25 protein-coding genes are annotated in these 23191 nt (G+C 72.5%); 15 read left to right on the forward strand and 10 right to left on the reverse strand.

Annotated elements, in window-relative coordinates:
• Positions 1–78: 78 nt before the first annotated feature.
• The gene (locus ACQEVM_RS06320) at positions 79–876 is read left to right on the forward strand and encodes a hypothetical protein (RefSeq protein WP_433075911.1); all 798 of its coding nucleotides are present in this window, start codon (positions 79–81) and stop codon (positions 874–876) included.
• A gap of 55 nt (positions 877–931) precedes the next feature.
• On the opposite strand, the gene ACQEVM_RS06325 is transcribed toward ACQEVM_RS06320, so the two are convergent.
• Positions 932–1444, reverse strand: a complete 513-nt coding sequence (locus ACQEVM_RS06325; protein ID WP_433075913.1) for a hypothetical protein — start codon at positions 1442–1444, stop codon at positions 932–934.
• A gap of 95 nt (positions 1445–1539) precedes the next feature.
• Positions 1540–2655 carry a magnesium and cobalt transport protein CorA gene (locus tag ACQEVM_RS06330; protein WP_433075915.1) on the reverse strand — a complete coding sequence of 372 codons (1116 nt, stop codon included), beginning with the start codon at positions 2653–2655 and terminating at the stop codon, positions 1540–1542.
• 380 nt (positions 2656–3035) lie between these two features.
• On the opposite strand from ACQEVM_RS06330, the gene ACQEVM_RS06335 reads away from it, so the two are divergent.
• From ACQEVM_RS06335 to ACQEVM_RS06350, 4 genes are all read left to right on the forward strand, one after another.
• Positions 3036–3620, forward strand: coding sequence for a suppressor of fused domain protein (locus tag ACQEVM_RS06335; RefSeq protein ID WP_433075917.1), 585 nt, complete (start codon positions 3036–3038; stop codon positions 3618–3620).
• Positions 3621–3704: 84 nt separating this feature from the next.
• On the forward strand, positions 3705–4349 hold the full coding sequence (locus tag ACQEVM_RS06340) for a DUF6758 family protein (protein WP_053680454.1): 645 nt from the start codon (positions 3705–3707) through the stop codon (positions 4347–4349).
• Between the two features lie 91 nt (positions 4350–4440).
• Positions 4441–5304: a PHP domain-containing protein gene (locus tag ACQEVM_RS06345; protein ID WP_433075919.1), complete on the forward strand. Its 864-nt coding sequence runs from the start codon at positions 4441–4443 to the stop codon at positions 5302–5304.
• 69 nt (positions 5305–5373) lie between these two features.
• Positions 5374–5979 (forward strand): MarC family protein, encoded by a 606-nt coding sequence (locus ACQEVM_RS06350; RefSeq protein ID WP_053680451.1) that lies wholly within the window; start codon positions 5374–5376, stop codon positions 5977–5979.
• 129 nt (positions 5980–6108) lie between these two features.
• On the opposite strand, the gene ACQEVM_RS06355 is transcribed toward ACQEVM_RS06350, so the two are convergent.
• The 3 genes from ACQEVM_RS06355 to ACQEVM_RS06365 all read right to left on the reverse strand — a co-directional run bounded on the left by ACQEVM_RS06355 (position 6109) and on the right by ACQEVM_RS06365 (position 9247).
• On the reverse strand, positions 6109–6261 hold the full coding sequence (locus tag ACQEVM_RS06355; protein WP_199826569.1) for a hypothetical protein: 153 nt from the start codon (positions 6259–6261) through the stop codon (positions 6109–6111).
• Between the two features lie 96 nt (positions 6262–6357).
• Positions 6358–7239, reverse strand: a complete 882-nt coding sequence (locus ACQEVM_RS06360) for an alpha/beta fold hydrolase (RefSeq protein ID WP_433075922.1) — start codon at positions 7237–7239, stop codon at positions 6358–6360.
• A gap of 91 nt (positions 7240–7330) precedes the next feature.
• The gene (locus ACQEVM_RS06365; protein WP_433075924.1) at positions 7331–9247 is read right to left on the reverse strand and encodes a DEAD/DEAH box helicase; all 1917 of its coding nucleotides are present in this window, start codon (positions 9245–9247) and stop codon (positions 7331–7333) included.
• A gap of 463 nt (positions 9248–9710) precedes the next feature.
• On the opposite strand from ACQEVM_RS06365, the gene ACQEVM_RS06370 reads away from it, so the two are divergent.
• Positions 9711–10469 (forward strand): ferritin-like fold-containing protein, encoded by a 759-nt coding sequence (locus tag ACQEVM_RS06370; protein ID WP_433075926.1) that lies wholly within the window; start codon positions 9711–9713, stop codon positions 10467–10469.
• A 115-nt stretch (positions 10470–10584) separates the two neighbouring features.
• Here ACQEVM_RS06370 and ACQEVM_RS06375 read toward each other — a convergent pair whose 3' ends face one another.
• The 4 genes from ACQEVM_RS06375 to ACQEVM_RS06390 all read right to left on the reverse strand — a co-directional run bounded on the left by ACQEVM_RS06375 (position 10585) and on the right by ACQEVM_RS06390 (position 12393).
• On the reverse strand, positions 10585–10887 hold the full coding sequence (locus ACQEVM_RS06375) for a hypothetical protein (RefSeq protein WP_199826568.1): 303 nt from the start codon (positions 10885–10887) through the stop codon (positions 10585–10587).
• Positions 10888–11026: 139 nt separating this feature from the next.
• Positions 11027–11254 carry a DUF3107 domain-containing protein gene (locus tag ACQEVM_RS06380; protein ID WP_053680445.1) on the reverse strand — a complete coding sequence of 76 codons (228 nt, stop codon included), beginning with the start codon at positions 11252–11254 and terminating at the stop codon, positions 11027–11029.
• Positions 11255–11392: 138 nt separating this feature from the next.
• The gene (locus ACQEVM_RS06385; RefSeq protein ID WP_433075928.1) at positions 11393–12031 is read right to left on the reverse strand and encodes a TetR/AcrR family transcriptional regulator; all 639 of its coding nucleotides are present in this window, start codon (positions 12029–12031) and stop codon (positions 11393–11395) included.
• Positions 12032–12177: 146 nt separating this feature from the next.
• Positions 12178–12393 carry a hypothetical protein gene (locus tag ACQEVM_RS06390; protein ID WP_351762200.1) on the reverse strand — a complete coding sequence of 72 codons (216 nt, stop codon included), beginning with the start codon at positions 12391–12393 and terminating at the stop codon, positions 12178–12180.
• Between the two features lie 119 nt (positions 12394–12512).
• Here ACQEVM_RS06390 and ACQEVM_RS06395 point away from each other — a divergent pair, with 119 nt between their 5' ends.
• From ACQEVM_RS06395 to moeZ, 9 genes are all read left to right on the forward strand, one after another.
• Positions 12513–13502, forward strand: coding sequence for an alpha/beta fold hydrolase (locus tag ACQEVM_RS06395; RefSeq protein ID WP_433075931.1), 990 nt, complete (start codon positions 12513–12515; stop codon positions 13500–13502).
• Between the two features lie 5 nt (positions 13503–13507).
• The gene (locus tag ACQEVM_RS06400) at positions 13508–14962 is read left to right on the forward strand and encodes a DUF3152 domain-containing protein (protein WP_433075933.1); all 1455 of its coding nucleotides are present in this window, start codon (positions 13508–13510) and stop codon (positions 14960–14962) included.
• A gap of 47 nt (positions 14963–15009) precedes the next feature.
• A complete protein-coding gene (locus tag ACQEVM_RS06405; RefSeq protein WP_433075935.1) occupies positions 15010–15105 on the forward strand; it encodes an Ms4533A family Cys-rich leader peptide in 96 nt (31 codons plus the stop codon).
• Positions 15106–15187: 82 nt separating this feature from the next.
• Complete coding sequence (locus ACQEVM_RS06410) at positions 15188–15427, forward strand: hypothetical protein (RefSeq protein WP_433075937.1); 240 nt, start codon at positions 15188–15190, stop codon at positions 15425–15427.
• Positions 15428–15673: 246 nt separating this feature from the next.
• Positions 15674–17323, forward strand: a complete 1650-nt coding sequence (pelF, locus tag ACQEVM_RS06415; RefSeq protein ID WP_433075939.1) for a GT4 family glycosyltransferase PelF — start codon at positions 15674–15676, stop codon at positions 17321–17323.
• Positions 17320–18210: a hypothetical protein gene (locus ACQEVM_RS06420; protein ID WP_433075941.1), complete on the forward strand. Its 891-nt coding sequence runs from the start codon at positions 17320–17322 to the stop codon at positions 18208–18210. Before pelF ends, ACQEVM_RS06420 begins: the two co-directional genes overlap by 4 nt.
• 101 nt (positions 18211–18311) lie before the next feature.
• Positions 18312–19307 carry an NAD-dependent epimerase/dehydratase family protein gene (locus tag ACQEVM_RS06425; RefSeq protein ID WP_433075943.1) on the forward strand — a complete coding sequence of 332 codons (996 nt, stop codon included), beginning with the start codon at positions 18312–18314 and terminating at the stop codon, positions 19305–19307.
• The gene (locus ACQEVM_RS06430; protein WP_433075945.1) at positions 19295–20044 is read left to right on the forward strand and encodes a spherulation-specific family 4 protein; all 750 of its coding nucleotides are present in this window, start codon (positions 19295–19297) and stop codon (positions 20042–20044) included. Before ACQEVM_RS06425 ends, ACQEVM_RS06430 begins: the two co-directional genes overlap by 13 nt.
• Before the next feature lie 78 nt (positions 20045–20122).
• Positions 20123–21301, forward strand: coding sequence for an adenylyltransferase/sulfurtransferase MoeZ (gene moeZ, locus ACQEVM_RS06435; RefSeq protein ID WP_433075947.1), 1179 nt, complete (start codon positions 20123–20125; stop codon positions 21299–21301).
• Positions 21302–21396: 95 nt separating this feature from the next.
• On the opposite strand, the gene ACQEVM_RS06440 is transcribed toward moeZ, so the two are convergent.
• Entirely contained in the window at positions 21397–22995 is a 1599-nt protein-coding gene (locus ACQEVM_RS06440) for an alpha/beta hydrolase (RefSeq protein ID WP_433075950.1), read from the reverse strand.
• Positions 22996–23191: the final 196 nt, after the last annotated feature.

Consider the following 23191-nt stretch of genomic DNA (forward strand, 5'->3'; position numbering starts at 1 on the left):
GACGCGGGCGAGGGCCGCGAGGCCCGGGCGGGTACGCTGCCTGTCGCCCCCAGAGGAACCACCGAGAGGCACCCGCCCGTGACCGCCAACCTCCCTGTCGCACGGCTGCGCCGGGCCGCCGTCGCCGGCGTCCTGTGCGCGGGCCTCGCCGTCTCCGTCACGGGCTGCGGCGGCGGCAGTGGCGAGGATCCCGACAAGGGGACCAACGGGGTCGGCAAGCTCTCCGCCGACAAGATCGAGGCGCAGGCGCGGACGGCGGCCACCGCCGCCTCCTCGGTGCACCTGTCCGGCACCCTGGTCAGCGGCGGCAAGTCCTTCACCCTCGACATGCGCCTGAAGTCCGACGGCGGCACCGGCGAGGTGAAGTCCCAGGAGGACACCTTCCAGGTGCTGCGCGTCGGGGAGCAGCTCTACCTGAAGGCCAGCGCCGCCTTCTGGGGCGAGTCCGACTCGGCCGGCAAGCTCGGCGACAAGTTCGTGAAGGTGCCCGAGAGCGACCCCACCTACAAGCAGTTCCGCGGCTTCACCGACATGGGCGTCCTGCTCGACGGGCTGCTCGGCCTCGACGGCAAGCTCACCAAGAGCCCGTACGGCAAGGTCGGGCAGGCCCGCGTGGTCCCGGTCCTGGCCGACGGGGGCAAGGGCGGCCGGCTCTCGGTGTCCCTCGACGGCACCCCCTACCCGCTGCTCATGGAACGCGCGGGCGGCGCCGGCCGGGTGGAACTCACCGACTGGGGCCAGACCTTCCCGCTGGATCCCCCCGCGAAGGACCAGACGGTCGACTACGGGTCCCAGTTGCCCACGACCAGGAACCAGGGCGGCGTCAAGCCGAGCCCGAGCGGCAGCTCGGGCCAGGGTTCCAACCCCGGCGGCTGACCGGCGGACCAGGGGCTCACACCCCCGGCGGGCCGGTCCCGTCACGGCCCGGGGTTCAGCGCGCGGCCCTGCGCCGCTTCAGCAGCAGCTTCGGCAGCCCCGCGGGGATGGCCCGGCGGGTCGTCGCGGGGGAGGGCAGCGGGGCCGCGGCCAGCGACCCGCCCGGCAGCGCGTCCCGTACGGCCTCGGGCTCCAGGCGCAGCAGCCGGCACTCCCGCGCCCACCGCTCCGTCATCAGCTCGGAGTCGGGGGCGTTCAACCGCTTGCCCTTCAGCTCGGCCACCGCGGCCTGCCACTCCTCGCCGCGCGGCGGGAGCTCCCGCACGGTCGCCGTCCACGCGACGAGCCGGCCGCCCTTGTCCTTGCTGCGCACGGTGACCTCGGCCGTGGAGCCGTCCGCGAGCCCCGGGAACGGCTGCTCCCCCGGCCCGTCGCCGAGCACGTGCGCGGCGCCGTCCACCCAGGCGTGCCACAGGGCCCGATCCGCCCCGGAGCCGCGGACCCAGATCAGTCCGGACTTCTTGCCGGCCTCCTCGACGAGGGCCAGATCGAACGTGCTGAGAGTCATGGGGACAGCGTAGCCGGCCGCGGTCGGTTCGCAGGGCGGTGTCCTGTCGGTCGGGCCGGGCTCGTCGTGTCCGGGCCCGATCGACAGGACATCCCCTACAGCCAACCGTGGCGTCTGAGGGCCCGGTGGATGGTGAAGCAGGTCCCCACGATGGTGACCATCACCATCGGGTAGCCGTACTTCCACTGGAGTTCCGGCATGTGCGCGAAGTTCATCCCGTACACCCCGCAGATCATCGTGGGCACGGCGATGATCGCCGCCCAGGAGGTGATCTTGCGCATGTCCTCGTTCTGGGCGACGGTCGCCTGCGCGAGGTTGGCCTGGAGGATCGAGTTCAGCAGCTCGTCGAAGCCGACGACCTGCTCGTGCACCCGCGCCAGGTGGTCCGCGACGTCGCGGAAGTACTTCTGGATGTCCGGGTCCACCAGCCGCATCGGGCGCTCGCTCAACAGCTCCATGGGGCGCAGCAACGGGGCGACCGCCCGCTTGAACTCCAGCACCTCGCGCTTGAGCTGGTAGATGCGGCCCGCGTCGCCGCCGCGCGTGACGCCCTTGGCGGGCGCGGCGAAGACCTCGCTCTCCACCTCGTCGATGTCGTCCTGGACGGCCGCCGCGACCGCGATGTACCCGTCGACGACGTGGTCGGCGAGGGAGTGAAGTACGGCCGAGGGTCCCCGGGCCAACAGTTCGGGGTCGTCCTGGAGGCGGTGCCGCAGGCCCTTGAGGGAGCCCTGGCCGCCGTGCCGGACGGTGATGACGAAGTCGGGGCCGGTGAAGCACATCACCTCGCCCGTCTCCACCACCTCGCTCGTGGAGGTGAGTTGGGCGTGCTCGACGTAGTGGATCGTCTTGAAGACGGTGAAGAGGGTGTCGTCGTAGCGCTCCAGCTTCGGTCGCTGGTGCGCGTGCACCGCGTCCTCCACGGCGAGCGGGTGCAGTCCGAAGGTGGCGGCGATCCCCGCGAACTCGGACTCGGTCGGCTCGTGCAGCCCGATCCAGGCGAACCCGCCGTCCTCGCGGACCCGACGGATCGCCTCACGGGGCGTCAGGCAACCCGGTCCGGGTGCGCGCCGGCCGTCGCGGTACACGGCGCAGTCGACCACCGCGCTGCTCGCGGACGGGTCACGGGTGGTGTCGTAGCCGGGTTGCGCGGAGGCGGACCGGCGCAGGGCCGGACGGACGGCGGCACGGAGGTAGGGCAGCATCGACATGGCAGGCTCCTTCGCGCGCACGGCTGCGGACCGTACGGGTGGGAGACCCTCCGCGGCTGCGAGCGGGCGGGCAGGCCCCGGCAGGCGGAAGGAGAAGGACGGAGAGGACAAATTTCTGCCGTCGCTCTTCTACTGATCGCGAGATCACAGGGGGCGGGACACGCCCGGCCTGAAAGTGGAAGAGCGATTGGTACTGCACGATCGACTTCGATCCATTGCAGCCCCACCTCCTCCGGCCGGTCCCCCGTGGGGGACGTCCTGTCGTCCGGCCCTTGAAACGATGCTTCTGCATGCGGGCCGAACCAGCTGTCAACACTAGCAGTCGACGGATGGTCAAGCCCCGCTCTTTACCCGGGGGATACGAGTTCTATGCTCGCTCCATGGCAGAAATTCTGGCTCTTGTGGAGGCCCGGCTGCGGACCGCGTTCGGTGAACCCGACGCCCGCGCCGCCGTCACCTTCCTGGGCACCGATCGCATCGAGGTCCTCCGCTTCGTGGAGGGCGACCTCCTGCGGTACGCGACCCTCGGGATGTCCGCCCACCCGATGACCGACCCCACCGCCGTGGTCGCCGACCCGGTGCGCGGTCCGCGCGCCGAGCTGGTGCTGACCGTCCGCGGCGGCCTCGCCCCCACCGACCGGGTGTTGCGACCGCTCGCCGTACTCGGTGCGTCCCCCGTCGTCGAGGGCCTGATCGTCGCCCCCGGGGCCTCGCTGGACGTGGGCGAACCGCTCTGGGAGGGGGCGCCGTTCACCTCGGTGCTGGTCGCGGAACCGGGCGGGCTGGTGCCCGACCTGGAACTGGACGAGCCCATGGACCCCGTGCACTTCCTGCCCCTGCTCCCGATGACGGCGAACGAGGCCGCCTGGAAGCGGGTGCACGGCGCCGCCGCGCTCCAGGAGCGCTGGCTCGCGCGCGGCACGGATCTGCGGGACCCTCTGCGTAGCGCCGTCGTACTGGACTGAGCGCCGCCGGTTGCGGGTACGGATGGGATCCGGACGGGTGATCGCGTCTTGACGGGGCGCCGGGCGGGGAGGAGCGTGCTTCCTATGAGGGGCGAACCGAGTTGCCCGAAGTGCGGTGGCCGGGTCCGCGCACCCGGTCTTTTCGCCGACTCCTGGCAGTGCGCGGTGCACGGCGCCGTCCATCCCCTGCAGCCCGTGATCCCGCCGAGCGTCGAGGGCCTGGGCGTGGTCGTCCACCGGGCGCAGGTTCCGGTCTGGATGCCGTGGCCGTTGCCGGTCGGGTGGCTGTTCACCGGGGTCGCGGCCGCCGGTGACGACCGCAGCGGGGGCCGTGCCACGGCCGTGGCCTGCTCGGGACCCGGGCCCCTGGGCGGCATCGGAGAGCTGCTGCTGATCGCCGAGGAGCTGGGCGTCGGGCTCGGCGCGCGGTACGCGGGGATCGACGCGCCCGACCCGGGCCCGCACATGGACGTCTCGGGTGCGCCGCACGCCAAGGTCGTCGCCGCCGGCAGGCCGACACCGCTGTGGCACGTCACCGGCACCCCGGACGACCGGGCCGTCTTCGCGGGCGAGGCGCGCGGCCTGTGGCTGTGGGCGATCGTCTGGCCCGAACAGTCGGGGCTGCTGATGTACGACGAGCTGGTCCTGACGGATCTGCGCGACGCGGGCGCCGAGGTCGAACTCCTTCCCTGTGGCGCCCTGAGCCCCAGGATCCTCGGCCCGTCCTGACCGTCCCCGCCGTGCGGTGGGGCCGTGGGGCTCGCGGGGCTGGGTATTCTGGAGTGTCCCCCCGTCCGTACGAGAACCATGGAGCACGGCTGTGCGCATCGACCTGCACGCCCACTCCACGGCATCCGACGGCACGGACACCCCCGCCGAGCTGGTCCGCAACGCGGCCGCCGCCGGGCTCGACGTGGTCGCGCTGACCGATCACGACACCGTCGGGGGATACGCCGAAGCCGTCGCCCACGTGCCGGCCGGCCTCACCCTCGTCACCGGGGCCGAACTCAGCTGCCGCCTCGACGGCGTCGGCATGCACATGCTCGCGTACCTCTTCGATCCCGAGGAGCCCGAGTTCGCCCGCGAGCGGGAGCTGGTCCGCGACGACCGCACCCCCCGAGCGCAGGCCATGATCGGCAAGCTGCGGGACCTCGGCGTGGACATCACCTGGGAGCGGGTCGCCCGTATCGCCGGCGACGGTTCCGTGGGCCGTCCGCACATCGCCACCGCCATGGTGGACCTGGGCGTCGTGCCGACCGTGTCCGACGCGTTCACCGCGGACTGGCTCGCCGACGGCGGCCGCGCCTACGCCGACAAGCACGAACTCGACCCCTTCGACGCCGTCCGCCTCGTCAAGGCGGCCGGCGGGGTCACCGTCTTCGCGCACCCCGCCGCGGTCAAGCGCGGGCAGGTCGTCCCCGAGGCCGCCCTCGCGGCCCTGGCGACCGCCGGGCTGGACGGCATCGAGGTGGACCACATGGACCACGACGCGGACACCCGGGCCCGACTGCGCGCCCTGGCCGCGGACCTGGGCCTGCTGACCACGGGGTCCAGCGACTACCACGGCACCCGCAAGTCCTGTCGCCTCGGCGAGTACACCACCGACCCCGAGGTCTACGGCGAGATCACGCGCCGTTCCACCGGGGCGTTCCCCGTGCCCGGCGCCGGCGGACCGCTCGCGTAACGAGGACCGGCTCCTCGCCCGCCCCGCTTTCTCCTCTTGCTTCAACCCTCTCTCCTGCAAGGCATCACTGTGTTTGATTTCGCCGTCTTCGGATCCCTTTTTCTCACCCTTTTTGTCATTATGGATCCCCCCGGGATCACGCCGATCTTCCTCGCCCTGACCTCCGGGCGGCCCGCGAAGGTGCAGCGCCGCATGGCCTGGCAGGCCGTCTGCGTGGCTTTCGGCGTCATCGCCGTCTTCGGTCTCTGCGGCCAGCAGATCCTGGACTACCTGCACGTGTCCGTTCCGGCGCTGATGATCGCCGGCGGTCTGCTGCTCCTGCTCATCGCCCTCGACCTGCTCACCGGCAAGACCGACGAGCCCAAGCAGACCAAGGACGTGAACGTCGCCCTCGTCCCGCTCGGCATGCCCCTGCTGGCCGGGCCGGGCGCGATCGTGTCGGTCATCCTCGCCGTGCAGAAGGCGGACGGTTTCAGCGGTCAGGTCTCCGTCTGGGCGGCGATCGTCGCCATGCACGTCGTCCTGTGGATCACCATGCGCTACTCGCTGGTGATCATCCGGGTCATCAAGGACGGCGGCGTCGTCCTGGTGACGCGGCTCGCCGGCATGATGCTCTCCGCCATCGCGGTCCAGCAGATCATCAACGGCGTCCTCCAGGTCGTGCACACCTCCTGATCGCGGACCGGCCCCCGACGCCACGGGGGCCGGTCCCGACGGCACACATGCGAATGCCCCGCACCGGATCGGTGCGGGGCATCGGTGTCCATGCACGCGGCGGCTGTCAGGCGGCTCGCGTCAGGTGGGTCAGGAGGACGCCGTCTCGGCCGGTCGAATCAGAATGCGCTGGCCGACAGACGCGGCCTGCTGCACGATCCGGTTGACGGAGGCCGCGTCCACGACGGTGCTGTCCACGGCGGATCCGTCGACATCGTCCAGGCGCAGAATCTCGAAGCGCACGGGCTTCTCCCTTCGTCGGTGTTCTCCTTGCACAGGGTTCAACGAGGTGTAAGCGGCAAACATTCCCTACGCTAAGGAAATTTTTTCACTGGCTAACTATCCGGCCGCCGCCGCGCTCCAGAAGTCCGCCAGCGCATCGGCCGTGACCTGCGGGTTCTCGGCGTTGGGGGAGTGCTCCGCGCCCTTCACGATCACCCGCGACGCCCCAAGGCGTTTCGCCATGGAGTCCAGCAGCGGCACCGGCCACGCGTCGTCCACCACTCCCGACAGCACCAGCATGCGCAGCGGCACCACCGCCAACTCGGCCACCCGGTCCGGCTCCGACATCAGCACCCGGCCGGTGGCGATCAACTGCTCCGGCTCGGTCGCCAGCCACCGCCCGCGCAGGAACTCCGTCAGCTCGGGGCCATCGACCGGCGCGTCCACCGGCTCCTGGGCCCGCATCGCCGCCCACACCACCGACATGCATTCCGCGGGCGGGACCCCCCGCAGCGACTCCAGCGCCGCCACCAGCAGCTTCGTACGCGCCTGCTGCGCCTCCGAGATCGCCGCCGGACCGCTGCTCATCAGGGTCAGGGAGGCGAAGGGGGCGTGGTCGCGCAGTACGGCGGCGCGGGCGATCAGACCGCCCAGCGAGTGACCCACCAGGTGGACCGGGCCCCCGCCGACGCCGGACACGGCCGCCGCCTGGGCCAGCACGTCCCCGGCCAGCTCCTCCAGCGCGTACGCGGACCCCTCGCCCGGGCCGGGGCTCTCGTGCTGACCGCGCCCGTCGACCGCCACCACCCGGAAGCCGGCGCCGGCCAGCGGCTCCAGCAGCCCGATGAAGTCCTCCTTGCTGCCCGTGTACCCGGGAACCAGCAGGGCGGTGCCGCGCAGCGGCTCGCCCGCCTCGTGCACGGCGAACGCGCCGCGCGCGGTCGTCAGGCGGTACGCACGGGCCGCAGGCGGCAGGGTGAGGCGCGGTGGCTTGCTCATGGGCCCGAGGCTACCGGCCCGTACGCCCGGACACGAGGACGGCCCCGACCCCCTCGAAGGGGGTCGGGGCCGTCCTCGTACGGCGGGTGGCTCAGGCCTCGGGGGTCTGCGCCACGGCCTTGCGGGTACGCGTGCGCTTCGGCTTGACCGGCGCCTCCTCGGCGTCGACCACGGCCGCCGGGGCGTCCGGGGCGACCGCCACGGCCTTGCGGGCACGGGTGCGCTTCGGCTTCACCGGGGCCTCTTCGGCCTCGACGGCGACCTCGGCGACCGGAGCGGGCTCCGCCACCTTGCGCGTGCGGGTCCGACGCACCTTGACCGGGGCCTCCTCGACCGCGGTGGCCACGACCACCGGAGCCTCGACGGCGGCGGCCTGGGCGGCGATGGCCACGGCCTCGGCGACGACCGGGGCCGCCGCGACCTTGCGCGGCTGCCGGGTGCGGCGCGCCTTGACCGGGGGCTCCACGAGCGGAGCCATCTGGAAGTCGGGCTCCGGGGCCGGCGCCTCGACCGGGGCGGCCACCACGGCGGACTCGACCAGGGCGGCCGGGGCCGCCGCGCGGGTCCGGCGACGACGCGGCCTGCGCGGCTCGTCGACGGCCGGGGCCTCGGGCGCCACGGCGACCGGGGTCACGGCGGTCACCGCGGTGGCCACGGCCACGGCCTCGGCGGCCTGCTCGCTGCCGCCGCGGGTCCGACGACGCTGACGCGGGGTACGGGTCCGGGCCGGACGCTCCTCGGCCACCGGGGCGGCGGCGGCAGCGCCGCGACCGCCACGGCCACCGCGCCCGCCGGTCTCGCCCAGGTCTTCGAGGTTCTCGGCCTTCAGGCCGGCCCGCACGCGCTCGGCGCGCGGCAGGATGCCCTTGGTCCCGGCCGGGATGTTCATCTCCTCGAACAGGTGCGGAGACGTGGAGTACGTCTCGACCGGGTCGTGGAAGTCCAGCTCCAGCGCCTTGTTGATCAGCTGCCAGCGCGGGATGTCGTCCCAGTCGACCAGCGTGACGGCGATGCCCTTGTTGCCCGCGCGGCCGGTGCGGCCCACGCGGTGCAGGAAGGTCTTCTCGTCCTCCGGCGCCTGGTAGTTGATGACGTGCGTCACACCCTCGACGTCGATGCCGCGCGCGGCGACGTCGGTGCACACGAGCACGTCGACCTTGCCGTTGCGGAACGCGCGCAGCGCCTGCTCGCGCGCGCCCTGGCCCAGGTCGCCGTGGACGGCGCCGGAGGCGAATCCGCGCTTCTCCAGCTGCTCGGCGATGTCGGCCGCCGTGCGCTTCGTCCGGCAGAAGATCATGGCCAGGCCACGGCCCTCGGCCTGCAGGATGCGGGAGACGAGCTCCGGCTTGTCCATGTTGTGCGCACGGAAGACGTGCTGCTTGATGTTGGCGACGGTCACGCCCTCGCCCTCGGGGGAGGTGGCGCGGATGTGCGTCGGCTGCGTCATGTACCGGCGGGCCAGTCCGATGACCGCGCCCGGCATGGTCGCCGAGAACAGCATGGTCTGACGCTTCGGCGGCAGGTAGTTGATGATCTTCTCGACGTCGGGCAGGAAGCCCAGGTCGAGCATCTCGTCGGCCTCGTCGAGGACGAGGGCCTTGACGTGGGAGAGGTCGAGCTTCTTCTGCCCGGCCAGGTCCAGCAGGCGGCCCGGGGTGCCGACGATCACGTCGACGCCCTTCTTGAGCGCCTCGACCTGGGGCTCGTACGCGCGCCCGCCGTATATGGCGAGGACGCGCACGTTGCGGACCTTGCCCGCGGTCAGCAGGTCGTTGGTGACCTGGGTGCACAGCTCGCGGGTCGGAACCACCACGAGGGCCTGGGGGGCGTCGGTGAGCTGCGCGGGCGTCGCCCGGCCGGCCTCGACGTCCGCGGGGACGACGACCCGCTCCAGCAGCGGCAGGCCGAAACCGAGCGTCTTGCCGGTACCGGTCTTCGCCTGGCCGATGACGTCCGTGCCGGAAAGGGCGACGGGAAGGGTCATCTCCTGGATCGGGAAGGGGGACACGATGCCGACGGCCTCAAGGGCCTCGGCCGTCTCGGGAAAGATCCCGAGGTCTCGGAACGTAGTCAGGGTGCTGCCTCTTCTGTGAGACGCGGCGCGAGGCGGCGATGGGGGTCGTACCGTGCCGGGCTTGCAGTCGCCCACCCATGTTCGGGCGAGCCGTACAAAGCTGCGCGGGACCACTAGCCTTCGCTCAAGCGCTTCTGCCGCTGAGGGGGCCCCTCGTGCAGGGCGGTACGCATGAGCGCACACACCACATCGAGGGCGGTCGGGTTGGAGCCGATCGGGCCACCGACCGGGCATCCTCATTCGGACGGCCCGCCGAGATTCGGCAGGCGCATTACCACTGTACCTCGGATTCGCGCAGGTGTGTTGGGTGAATTCACCTGGTAGTCGCGTTTAAGCGGAGTGTCGATGGCCCTAGGTCGTGCCTTGACCGGGCATTGGGCGGGCTATTGTGCGGAGCATGTCGACCGTAGAAAACGCATCTCCCGCCGACGACAGCGCGCCCGTCGAGGCGCTCGGAATCGCCGCCCAGGACTGGGCGACGGCCTCCGTCTCGCCGCAGTACCGGGCCGCCGTCGAGGATCTCCTCGGCGCACTGGCGTACGGAGAGCTCGCCGCGTTCGAGCGCCTCGCCGAGGACGCGAAGCTCGCGCCCACCCTCGGCGACAAGGCCGAGCTCGCGAAGATGGCCTCCGCCGAGTTCCACCACTTCGAGCGGCTGCGCGACCGGCTCGCGGCGATCGACGTCGACCCCACCGCGGCGATGGAGCCCTTCGCGAAGGGCGTCGACGACTTCCACCGCCAGACCGCCCCCTCCGACTGGCTGGAAGGCCTGGTCAAGGCGTACGTCGGCGACTCCATCGCCAGCGACTTCTACCGCGAGGTCGCCACCCACCTCGACACCGACACCCGCGCCCTCGTCGTCGGCGTGCTCGACGACACGGGCCACGGAGGCTTCGCCGTCGAGAAGGTGCGCGCGGCGATCGAGGCCGACCCCCGCTGCGGAGGCCGGCTCGCCCTGTGGGCCCGCCGGCTGATGGGCGAGGCGCTCTCGCAGGCCCAGCGCGTGGTCGCGGAACGCGACGCGCTCTCCACGATGCTCGTCGGCGGCGTCGACGGGATGGCGGCCGGATTCGACCTCGCGGCCGTGGGCGAGATGTTCACCCGGATCACCAAGGCGCACACCAAGCGGATGGCGGCCCTCGGCCTCGCGGCCTGAGCCCCACGCGGGCATCGAGCCCACGCGGACACGCGTCGGCCCCGGCACGGAAGCACTCCGTGCCGGGGCCGACGCATGTCAGGGGACGGGCGGGGGCGGACGGCCGTCGTCCCGTTCAGCCCCGCGAGGGGAGCGAAAAGGGAGGGCGTCGGTGCGTCCGCCCGGAGCCCGAGCCGGGGCGGAGCAGAAGCGAGAGCACGACCGCCGACACCAGGGTCCCGCCGATCAGGGTCGCCACCAGGGTGTTGTGACCCGGTCCGAGCGACATGTGCGTGAGGTAGGCGCCGAACAGCGCCCCCACGACCCCGCTGACCAGGACCACCCTCGGTGACGGCAGCCGCTTCGCGAATCTGCGCACGGCGGCCCCGGACAAGGCGAGGCCCAACAGAGCGGAGCCGAGCGCTTCCATCAGCAGCATGAGGTCCCTTTCCGTACGTCGGGGCGTATTCGGGTTGCAGTACAGCGCTCCTACCCGAAGCGGAACAAAGAGAAACGACCCGGCGAAATCAACCGCCGGGTCGTTTTCCTCCTTTGAGGGAGGTTCAGTTCTCCGTGCCTCAGAGCGCTCCGAAGCCCACCTTGCGCGCACTCGGCTCACCCAGGTCCACGTACGCCAGGCGGTCGGACGGCACCAGGACCTTGCGGCCCTTGATGTCGGTGAGGCTCAGCAGCGGCGCAGTGCCGGACAGGGCGGCGGCCACGACGCCCTCCAGCTCCTCCGCGCTCAGGTCGCTCTCCAGCACGATCTCCCGGGGTGCGTGCTGCACGCCGATCTTGACCTCCACGGCTTTGTCCCTCCGACGATCCGGTTCGCGCGATCAGCCGCGCCGTACCCGGTCCACATTAGCCCGGAGAGGGGACGCGATCGGCCCGTGGCGGACACGCTCGCAGCGAACAGTGGAGCACCGTCGCGACGGTGCGGGTCAGCCCTCCGTGCCGTGCAGCGGGAAGCCCGCGATGCCACGCCAGGCGAGCGAGGTCAGCAGGTCGACCGCGGTGTCCCGGGCGACCGGGCTCTCGCTCGACAGCCAGTACCGGGCCACGACCTGCGAGACGCCGCCCAGGCCCACGGCCAGCAGCATCGACTCGTCCTTGGACAGGCCGGTGTCCTCCGCGATGACCTCCGAGATGGCCTCCGCGCACTGGAGCGACACGCGGTCGACGCGCTCGCGCACGGCGGGCTCGTTCGTCAGGTCCGACTCGAAGACCAGGCGGAAGGCGCCGCCCTCGTCCTGGACGTACGCGAAGTACGCGTCCATCGTCGCGGCCACGCGCAGCTTGTTGTCCGTGGTCGAGGCCAGCGCCGTGCGGACCGCCGACAACAGCGACTCGCAGTGCTGGTCCAGCAGCGCCAGGTAGAGGTCGAGCTTCCCGGGGAAGTGCTGGTAGAGCACCGGCTTGCTGACCCCGGCGCGCTCCGCGATGTCGTCCATCGCCGCGGCGTGGTAACCCTGCGCGACGAAGACCTCCTGGGCCGCGCCCAGGAGCTGGTTGCGCCGGGCTCGGCGCGGCAGTCGCGTGCCCCGGGGACGCGCTGCCTCCGTCTGCTCGATGGCTGTCACGCCGCCTCCCACTTTCTCTAAGAACACAGTGCGCTCTGCGCCGCGCCGCCATCGTACTTTTCGGTAACCGGATCTGGTGGGTTCAAGCCGAGTTTTCTCGCGGTACGGACCACCCTGACCCGCTGGTCAGCGCCTTTCCGCAGCGGTCAGCGGTAGTCGTCCTCGTCCAGGGGGACCACCCGGGCCTGCTCGGCGGCGTCCCCGTCGGTCGCCTCGTCGAGGTCGGCCCCCGTGAGCGGGTCGTCTTCGAGGGGCTGGAGTTCGATGTGCTGCTCCGCGGCATCCGCCTCGGGCGTCTCCGGGTCGAGATCCTCCCGGAGCCGCTCCCGGAAGGTGTCCGGTTCGGCTGGGTCGACAGTCATCGCGCTCCCCTCGCCTTCGCTCGTACCTACGAGCCTAGGAGGATCGCGACCGCGACGCCAGATGGTCCTGTGACCGCCGACACAAGGGGTCGAGCGTGATCGTCTCGTAACATTGCCCCATGTCTTCGACCGAGCTGCCGGGTGTGCGGTCCACCGTCGAGGCGTCCTCCCAGGTGGGAGACGTCCGGGTGGCCGAGGGAGAGCGTCTGCGTACGGAGCGGCTCCCCGGCCTGGAGCTGAACGTGCGATTCCGGCCCTCCTCGAAGGAGGGGTTGCCGCCCGCGCTGTTCGTGCACGGGCTCGGCGGATCCTCGCAGAACTGGTCGGCGCTGATGGAGCGTCTGGCCGACGAGGTGGACGGCGAGGCCGTCGACCTGCCCGGCTTCGGCTGGTCCCCGCCCCCCGCGAACCGGGACTACTCGATCACCGGTTTCGCCCGCGCGGTCATCCGACACCTCGACGCGGCCGGCCGCGGACCGGTGCACCTGTTCGGCAACTCGCTCGGCGGAGCCGTCTCCACCCGGGTCGCGGCCGCCCGCCCCGACCTGGTGCGCAGTCTGACGCTCGTCTCGCCCGCGCTCCCCGAACTGCGCGTGCAGCGCTCGGCGGTGCCGACCGCCCTGCTGGCCGTGCCGGGCATGGCGTCCCTGCTGCTGCGCCTCACCAGGGGGTTGAGCGCGGAGCAGCGCACCCGGGGGGTGACGGGCCTCTGTTACGGCGACCCCACACGGGTGACACCGGAGGGATTCGAGGCGGCCGTCGAGGAGATGGCGCGCCGCATGGCGCTCCCCTACTTCTGGGAGGCGATGACCCTTTCATCGCGCGGGATCGTCGACGCCTACACCCTCGGTGGGCAGCACGGGCTGTGGCGTCAGGCCCAACGGGTGCTCGCGCCCACCCTGTTGGTCTACGGTGGCCGGGACCAGTTGGTCTCGTACCGAATGGCGCGCAAGGCCGCCGCCGCTTTTCGCGGCTCGCGGCTGGTGTGTCTGCCGGAGGCCGGTCACGTGGCGATGATGGAGTACCCCGAGGTGGTCGCGGCCGCTTTCCGGGAGTTGTTGCAAGACACACAAGAACTGACACACACCGAAGAAGATGGTAGAGGCTGAGGCGCGTGGGACGACATAGTCGCAAGGACTCCGTCCCGGAGCGGCTCGCGCCGCCCGCGGAGCCCACGCCCTTCGAGGCGTTCGATCCGCCCGGCGTCTTCGCGGACGCGGGAAACCGGGTCTCCGAGACCCCGGCGCTCCTCGACGAGCCGGGGGTCTTCGGGCAGTACGAGGCGCCCGCGCCCCGCCGGGAGCCGCCGCCGTACCTCCCGCAGGCCGGCGCCGGCCAGGCCGGCCTTCGGGTACCCGAACCCACGGTCACCCACCGGGGATTCGCGTCCCCCGCCCCGCAGGCGCCCCGGGCGCGGCCCGTCGGGCATCCCGAGCAGCGCGAGCCCGGTGGGGCGTGGGGCGCGAGCGCCGTCACCGACACCGGCTCCGGGTTCGTGGACCGACCCGGCGTCCCGCGGGCCCGGACGGCGGCTCCGCCGGCCCGGAACAGCGACACCCCGGCCTTCGGCGCCCCCGCCGTCGGCTTCCCGAAGGTCACCGTCGCGCCGGCCGCGCCGCCGGCCGCCGATCCCGGCGAGGCTCGCGTCGCCACCGGCGCGCAGGGGCTGATCCCCGGTCCCCGGACGCCCGAGGCCGCCCCCGAAGCGGGCGGCGACACCCCCGAGAAGCCGGTCGCCGGTCGCGGCAGGAAGATCCGCGCCTACACCGGGGTGGCCGCGGCGGCCGTCACGGCCGTGCTGGCCGTCGTGGTGGCCACACAGGTCATCGCCGAGGGCGAAGCGGGCAAGGGGAAGACGCGGGCCGGCCCCGAGGACAGCCAGGGCCGGGCCGTTCCCGGGCAGTCGCCGGCCTCCCGCTCTGACGACCGCCTCAAGCCCGACGCGCCGGCCCCGGCGCCGGTGGAGCTGACGTACGACCAGAAGATGGCGTTGCAACTGCCGATCGACGCGAAGCTGGCCGGCCCGGGCACCTTCGACACCGTGCCCGGCGTGGCCAAGGCACCGGGCAAGGGCAAGCTCGTGCGCTACCGGGTGGACGTGGAGCAGAAGCTGGGGCTGGATGCCCAGCTCTTCGCGGAGGCGGTGCACCGCACCCTCAACGATCCGCGGAGCTGGAGCCACAACGGTGCGATGACGTTCGAGCGGGTGCCGGGCGGCGAGGCCGACTTCGTGATCACCCTGGCCAGTCCGGGCACCACCGGCGTGTGGTGCGCGAAGTCGGGTCTGGACACCACCGTCGACAACGTGTCCTGCGACTCCGCCTCCACCGAGCGCGTGATGATCAACGCGTTCCGCTGGGCGCAGGGCTCGCCCACCTACGGCGCGAACCAGATGTTCGCGTACCGCCAGATGCTCATCAACCACGAGGTCGGACACCGGCTCGGTCACGGGCACGTGAACTGCCGCACGCCCGGCGAGCTCGCGCCGATCATGCAGCAGCAGACCAAGTCGCTCAACATCGACAACATCCAGTGCAAGGCCAACCCGTGGGTCTTTCCCGGGAGTTGATGTCCGGCGACGGCAGGCCGTCCGATGGTCGGCAGACTCTTCTCCGCATGTCGCACCGCCACGCCACCGCCGCGAGCGCCGCCATGGCGTCGGCGCTCCTCGGTGTGGCCGCGCACAGCGTGGCCGACATCTTCTGTCGCTGACGCCTGACTGAGCGCGCGACGCCCTTCACCGTTCTTCGCCGCGCCCCGGGTGCGTCCGCCCACAGGCGGCCCCCTTTTCGACATGACCCCGATTCGGCGCGATCCCCCGCGCCGGGACCTCCCGCTGCCCGCCGGGACGCCGTTCGTCACCGTGCTCGCCTCCACCGTCCGCGGTGACGCCGTCCGTACGACCCTCGTCCCCCGCGAGGCCTCACGGCTGGAGGTCGCCCACCACGACCGCCACCCGCCGGCGGCCGTCCCGGCCCTGGAACCGGAGCGGGCCGGGGACCGGCGTTCCGCGCGACAGGATGCCTACGCCTGAGTCGTCTCTTCCGGATCGCGCCGGGGCCGCGGCGCTCGTGCCCCGCCGCCTGCGGCAGAAGGGCCGCAGGCCCTTTTTAGCGTGCTCGAACGCGAACCGTACGGGAAAGTTACGACTCTTCACCCCTTCTGGTGGCGCGACGGACAACCGTCCGTCGCGCCATCCGCTTATCCGCTTGAGTTTCTTCCGCAGCGGGTCCCCGGACCGACGGAGGCCGCTCGCGACGGGAGATCGGGGGTGCCACTCGTGCGGATCGGACTGCTCACGGAAGGTGGTTATCCGTATGCCACGGGAGAGGCCGGCTTGTGGTGCGACCGGCTCGTGCGCGGGCTGCCGCAGCACGAGTTCGAGCTGTACGCGCTGAGTCGCAGCGCCGAGCAGGAGGAGCGCGGCAAGGTGCCCCTCCCGCGCCAGGTCACGCGGGTGCGGACCGCCCCGCTGTGGGCCCCCGGTGACGACGGTCGCACGCACTCCCGGCGTGAGCGGCGACGGTTCGCCGCCTGCTTCAAGGACCTGGTCCGAGGCATCTGCGCCGGAGAGTCCGAACCCTTCGCCGCCGGGCTGTACGGGCTGGCCGAACTGGCCCGGGAACAGGGCGGGATGTACGCGGCCCTGCGGTCCGAGACCGCCGTGCGGGCGGTGGAGTCGGCGTGCCGGGCGACGGGCGCGAGCCGCACCGTGCAGAACGCCCAGGTGCGGGACCTGCTGGAGTTCGTGGACGAACTGGAGCGTGCGCTGCGGCCGTTGTCCCTCGACTGGTACGAGAACCTCGGACAGGTCGACGTCTGCCACGCGACGGCGGGCGGGGTGGCGGCGATCCCCGGACTGCTGGCCAAACGCTTCTTCGGGGTGCCGCTCCTGGTCACCGAGTACGGGGTCCGGCTCCGGGCGCACTACCTCGACCACTCCGAGGAGGAACGCCCCGCGGTACGGGCCCTCCTGGCCGCCTTCCACACCCGGCTCGCCGCCGAGATCTACGCCCGGGCCGACCTCCTGACCCCCGGAAACGCCCACGCCCGCCGCTGGCAGGAACGCTGCGGAGCCGTCCGCGAACGGATGCGCACCGTCTACCCCGGGATGGAGGCGGACCGATTCGCCACCGTCGGTGAGGACCCGGAGTGCGGGGACCCGGACACGCTGGTGTGGGTCGGCCGGATAGAGCCCGCCAAGGACCTGATCGCCCTGCTGCACGCCTTCGCGGAGGTACGCAAGGTCGCGCCGGGGACCCGGCTGCGGATCTTCGCCACGGCCGTGGCGCCGGACTACCTCGCCGACTGCCGCTCGCTCGCGGCCCAGCTCTTCCCCGACGAGGCGGCCGACGCCCACGCGGTCGGCGAGAACCCCGTCACCTTCGAGGAGATCGGCGGACCCGACGCCCCCTCCTCGGCCGAGGCGTACGGCACCGGCCGGGTCGTCGTGCTGTCCTCCGTCATCGAGGGGTTCCCCATCACCCTCGCCGAGGCGATGTTCTGCGGCCGGGCCACCGTCTCCACCGACGTCGGTGCCGTCTGCGAGGTCATCGGCGGAACCGGCCTCGTCGTACCGCCCCGCAACCCGCGCGCGCTCGCCGACGCCTGCCTGTCGCTGCTGCGGGACCCCGAGCGGGCCCAGCGGCTCGGCTCCGCCGCCCGGGCCCGCGCCCTGGAGCTGTTCACCGTCGAACAGAACGTCGAGGCCTTCCGGGAGAGCTACCTGCGGCTCCTCGCCCGGGGCTCCGCCCGGCCCGACGGGGAGGTCCCGTTCTCCCGACCGCCCGAGGCGCGCGTCCCCGGGCACTGGACCACACCCACCTGGGCGTCGGTACCCGAGCCGGCCCCGGGGCCCGCGGCCGGCCCCGGGCCCGTCGAGCCGAACGCGGGGTCGGCTCCCGCCGCGAACACGGAGGCAGCGGTATGACCGGCACCAGCGTCGAGCACGTCACCCCGGTCGCGCCGCGGCGCAGACCCGCCGGCGATCCGGTCAAGGCACTGCTGCACCGGCACCGCGCCCTGTGCGAACGCGCCGTCGACCCCCTGGAGATCGCCGCAGGGCTGGAGGCCCACGGCATCACCGACCGCACCGCCGCCCGCTTCCGCCACCGGGACGTCTTCTCGCTCGCCGAGGAGCTGTACGCGCGGACCCCGCGCCGGGACGCCCCGCCCACCCCGCCCGACGCCGTCGACACCTCCCCGGTCGTCCTGCGCGGCTTCGGGTACTCCTTACTCCCCGGGGCCCTGGCGCTCGCCGCGACCGCCGCCGGGGTCCCCTACGCCGGACCGCTCGCGGCGGTGGCCACCGTCGCCGTGCTGGTGTGGCCCGGGCGGACCGCCGGGGGGCGGTTCCCCGGCCTGATCCACCTGCTCGCGGCGGCCACCGTCGGCTGGGCCGTCCACCGGCACGGCCCCGCCCTCGGCGTCGCCCTCGCGGTCGCCGCCGCCCCCGGGTACCTGATCGGGGCCGGCTTCGCCGCACGGGCCCGACGCAGGCTCGCGGGGAGCCGGGCCCTGGAGGACTTCGCCGACGGCATCCGACCCCTGCTGGCCGCGGCCGTCACCGGCTTCGTCGCGGCCGCCACGGGGGCGGCCGTGCTCGCCGGAACCCCGCTCGCGGCGGCCCTGCCGCTCGCGGCGCTGCTGTTCCTCACCCGGCTGCTGCTCGGGCACGGCGCCCACCGCGTGCCCGTGGCGGGGGCCCTCGCCCTCGCCCTCGTCCCGATCCCGGCGGTGCAGTGCGCCGCCGCGGCGGGACTCCTCGTCCACGCCTTCCGCGCGCTGACCCGTGCGTCCGCACACGCGCGCCCCTGAGCCCTTCGGAGCCGACGCCGAAGCGTTGTACCCCCATGTCGACCCCACCACCCAAGGAGAAACAGGATGACCGGCCAGCCGAACAACCAAGGGGCCGCGCGATGAGGGTGCTGCTGATCGGAGCCAACGGATACCTCGGCCGCTACGTCGCGGACCGACTGCTCGCCGACCCCGCCGTACAGCTCACCGCGCTCGGCCGCGGAGACGACGCGGACGTCCGCTTCGACCTCGCCACCGGCAGCCCCGGAGCGCTCACCCGCTTCCTCGACGCCGTCCACCCGGGCGTCGTCATCAACTGCGCGGGCGCCACCCGCGGCGGCGCCCGGGAACTCACCCGGCACAACACCGTCGCCGTCGCCACCATCTGCGAGTCGCTGCGCCGCAGCGGCTGCGGGGCCCGACTGGTCCAGCTCGGCTGCGCCGCCGAGTACGGGCCCAGCCAGCCCGGATCGTCCACGGCCGAGGACGCCGTCCCGAGACCCGGCGGACCGTACGGCGTCAGCAAGCTGGCCGCGACCGAGCTGGTGCTCGGCTCCGGGCTGGACGCCGTCGTGCTGCGGATCTTCTCGCCCGTCGGACCCGGCACCCCCGCCGGTTCCCCGCTCGGCCGGCTCGCCGAGGCCATGCGGCGCGCCATGCAGTCCGGCGACGGCGAGCTCAAGCTCAGCGGGCTCGGGGTGCAGCGGGACTTCGTGGACGTACGCGACGTCGCGCGCGCCGTCCACGCGGCCTCGCTGTCCGCCGCGCAGGGCGTCGTGAACATCGGCACCGGTCGCGCGGTCCGCCTGCGCGAGGCGGCCGGCGTGCTCGCCCGGGTCGCGGGCTACGGGGGCGCCCTGCACGAACTCGACCTGCCGCAACAGCCGCACGCCCACCCGGGCCGGCCGCCGGGCCTCGCCGCCATCGGGTCGCCGCGCTCCGAGGCCACGGCCGAGCAACTGGCCGCGTCCGCCCCGCAGGCCCCGTACCCGGACGGCTGCGGCGCCTGGCAGCAGGCCGACGTGCGCACCGCCCGCGACCGGCTCGGCTGGCGCCCCCGGATCGCCCTGGAGGAGTCGCTGGCCGACATCTGGATGGAGGCGGCGTGCCGCATCTGACCACGTCGGAGGCGACCTCGGCGGCCACCGGCGCCGGCCGGATGGGCCTGGGCATCCCCGGGTACGCGCACCCGCTGCTCGCCCCGGTGGAATGGGCCGAGCTGACCCGGCCCGGCACCCCCCTGCACTGGGCCGTCCTCAACGTCTCGGACGGCCCGGGCGGGCGCCCCGATCCGCACTGCACGGAGGCCACCGCGAAGCTCCGCGGCGCGGGCGGCACCGTCGTGGGCCATCTCGCGATGCGAGACGGAACGCGCGCGTTCGGGGAGCTGATCTCCGACGCCCACCGCTTCCGGGACTGGTACGGGGTGGGCGGCTTCTACCTCGCCGACACCCCCTGCGACAAGGCGGACCTGGAGGGTGTCCGCCGGGTCGTGGAGACCCTGCGCGGGCTCGGCGACGGACTGCGCGTCGTGCTCGGGCACGGCACGCACCCGTACGCCGGCTACGCCGAAACCGCAGATCAGCTGGTCACCTTCTCCGGGACCTGGGCCGACTACCGCTGGTCGCAGGTCGCGGAGTGGACGGCCGAGTACCCGCCGGAACTCTTCTGCCACCTGGTGCACGGGGTTCCGCGCACCCACCTGGACGAGGCCGTGCGCATCGCCCGGTGGCAGGGCGCCGGCACGGTCTGGTTCACGGATCGGCGCGGCACCCCGGCGCGGGACCCCTGGGCCTCGATGCCCGGGTACTGGGACGAAATCGTCTCGCGGATCGGGACGTGTGTCTCGGAATGAAGTGGGGCGTGGCAGTGTTACGGAACAGAACAAACCTTTGATGCTCCCCGCGGCTGCGGGGATGACCCTGGAGTCCCCGTGTCGCTGCCACCCCTGGTTGAGCCGGCTGCCGAGCTCACCGTTGACGAGGTCCGTCGGTACTCCCGCCACCTGATCATCCCGGACGTCGGGATGGACGGGCAGAAGCGCCTGAAGAACGCCAAGGTGCTCGCGGTGGGCGCCGGCGGCCTCGGCTCTCCCGCGCTCATGTACCTGGCCGCGGCCGGCGTGGGCACCCTGGGCATCGTGGAGTTCGACGAGGTCGACGAGTCGAACCTCCAGCGCCAGATCATCCACAGTCAGGCGGACATCGGCCGGTCCAAGGCCGAGTCGGCCCGCGACAGCGTGCTGGGCATCAACCCGTACGTCAACGTGGTCCTTCACGAGGAGCGGCTCGAAGCCGAGAACGTGATGGAGATCTTCAGCCAGTACGACCTCATCGTCGACGGCACGGACAACTTCGCCACGCGCTACCTGGTCAACGACGCCTGCGTGCTGCTGAACAAGCCGTACGTGTGGGGTTCGATCTACCGCTTCGACGGCCAGGCCTCGGTCTTCTGGTCCGAGCACGGGCCGTGCTACCGCTGCCTGTACCCGGAGCCGCCGCCGCCGGGCATGGTCCCGAGCTGCGCCGAGGGCGGCGTGCTGGGCGTGCTCTGCGCGTCGATCGGGTCCATCCAGGTCACCGAGGCCATCAAGGTCCTCACGGGCGTCGGCGAGTCGCTGGTCGGCCGTCTGATGATCTATGACGCCCTGGAGATGCAGTACCGCCAGGTCAAGGTCCGCAAGGACCCCGACTGCGCGGTCTGCGGTCCGAACGCGACCGTCAAGGAACTCATCGACTACGAGGCCTTCTGCGGCGTCGTGTCGGAGGAGGCCCAGGAGGCCGCCGCGGGTTCGACGATCACTCCCAAGCAGCTCAAGGAGTGGATCGACAACGACGAGCCCATCGAGATCATCGACGTCCGCGAGGTCAACGAGTACGAGATCGTCTCGATCCCCGGCGCGAAGCTGATCCCCAAGGGCGAGTTCCTGATGGGCACCGCCCTCCAGGACCTGCCGCAGGACAAGCGCATCGTCCTGCACTGCAAGACGGGTGTCCGCAGTGCGGAAGTCCTCGCGGTCCTGAAGTCGGCGGGCTTCTCCGACGCGGTCCACGTCGGCGGCGGCGTCATCGGCTGGGTGCACCAGATCGAGCCCGACAAGCCGGTCTACTAGGTCCACCCCGAACGCACCACGCCCCAGGGCCCCCACCGCGAGCGCGGTGGGGGCCCTGGGGCGTGCCGGCCTGCGGGAGCGCCCGCTTGTCGGAGTCAGGTGCCTTCGGGGGCCACCGGCTGCTGCGGCGTCGGCGTGGCCGACTCGCTCCGGGTGCAGACGGTGCCGGTGGCCGGCACCTTCCCGTCCAGCAGGTAGGTGTCCACCGCCTTCTGCACGCAGGGGTCGCCGCTGTTGTACGCGCCGTGGCCCTGCCCCTTGTACGTCAGCTCCACGCCGACGCCCGGGCCGAGCCGTTCGACCATCTTGCGCGCGCCCTCGTACGGGGTGGCCGGGTCGCCGGTGTTGCCGATCACCACGATCGGGGCGGCCCCGGGGGCGGAGACGTCGGGGGTGTCCCAGGCGCCGGCCACCGGCCAGCCGGTGCAGCTCATCAGGGCCCAGCCGAGGAAGTCCCCGAAGACGGGCGAGGCCGCGCGGAACTCGCCGAGCTTGGCCTTGGTCTGCGCGAGCGAGTAACGCTCCTTGGAGTCGGCGCAGTTGATCGCCGTGTTCGCGGCGCCGATGTTGCTGTACCGGCCCTGTTGGTCCCGACCGTTGAGCGCGTCGGACAACGCCATCAGCAGTTGGCCCTGGCCGCCCTCGGCCTCGTCCAGGCCCTGTTCGAGCAGCGGCCACAGTTCCGTCGAGTACAGGGACTGGGCGATGCCGTTGGTCGCGGCCGACTCGGTGAGCTCGCGGTCGCCGATGCCGGGGATGGGCTTGGCCGCCAACTGCTTCTGCAGCTTGACGATGTTGTCCTCGATCTCCTTGACGCTGCTGCCCTGGAGCCGGCACGCGTCGCCGCGGTCCACGCAGTCCTGGGCCCAGTTGTCGAGGGCGAGTTGGAAGCCCTTGGCCTGGCCCAGCGAGCCTTCCTCCGAGGTCTTGGTCGGGTCGACCACGGCGTCGAAGACGGCCCGGCCGACGTTCTTCGGGAAGAGGTGGGCGTAGACCCCGCCGAGTTCGGTGCCGTAGGAGATGCCGAAGTAGTTCAGCTTCTCGTCGCCGAGGGCCTGGCGGATGCGGTCGAGGTCGCGGGCGGCGTTCTCGGTTCCGACGTGGGGGAGCAGCTTGCCCGACTTGGTCGAGCAGGCCTGCTGGTACTTCTTGATGTTGTCGAGGAAGACCTTCTCCTGCTCCGGTGTGGTCGGGCTGGAGTCGGAGGCGTAGTACGCGTCCAACTGCTTGTCGTTCTCGCAGCGGACGGGCGCGCTGCGGCCCACCCCGCGAGGGTCGAAGCTGACCAGGTCGTACCGCCGCCGCAGGCCGTCGTACTCCTTGGCGGCGCCGGGGAGGGTGGTGATGCCCGATCCGCCGGGACCGCCGAAGTTGAAGACGAGGGAACCGATCCGCTTGTCCTGATCGCGGGCCTTGGCCCGGATCAGCGCCAGAGGAATCGTTTCTCCTTCGGGCTTGGCGTAGTCGAGGGGCACATCGAGCGTGGCGCACTGCCAGTCCTTGCCCGGAGCCTGTCCACCGCCCTCGGCGGCGGTGGGGGGATCGCAGTCACCCCACTTCAGGGACGTGGCGCCCGAGGCACTGCCGCCCCCGGTCTTCTTGTCCTTGCTCCCGTCGTCGGAACAGGCGCTGGTGCTGACCAGCGCGGCGGCGAGGGCGGCGGCAGCGGTGACCCGCAGGGCGTTTCTCGGCATGCACCCATCCTGTGCGCGAACGGGCCGGTCCGCGCGTGCGATGAGCCAACCGGGTGGGGCGCCGATCGGCGCCGCTTCCCGCCGCGGGTGTGTCCGCCCTGCGCGGGCCGCCCGGCCCGCGCCGTCGCGCCGCCGGGCCGCGGCGTGAAGGTCCCGGTCGTCGGCGCCTTCCGGATCGTCGGCTCCGCGGTCCGCG

Source organism: Streptomyces sp. CA-243310 (assembly GCF_050936775.1).
Classification (GTDB): domain Bacteria; phylum Actinomycetota; class Actinomycetes; order Streptomycetales; family Streptomycetaceae; genus Streptomyces.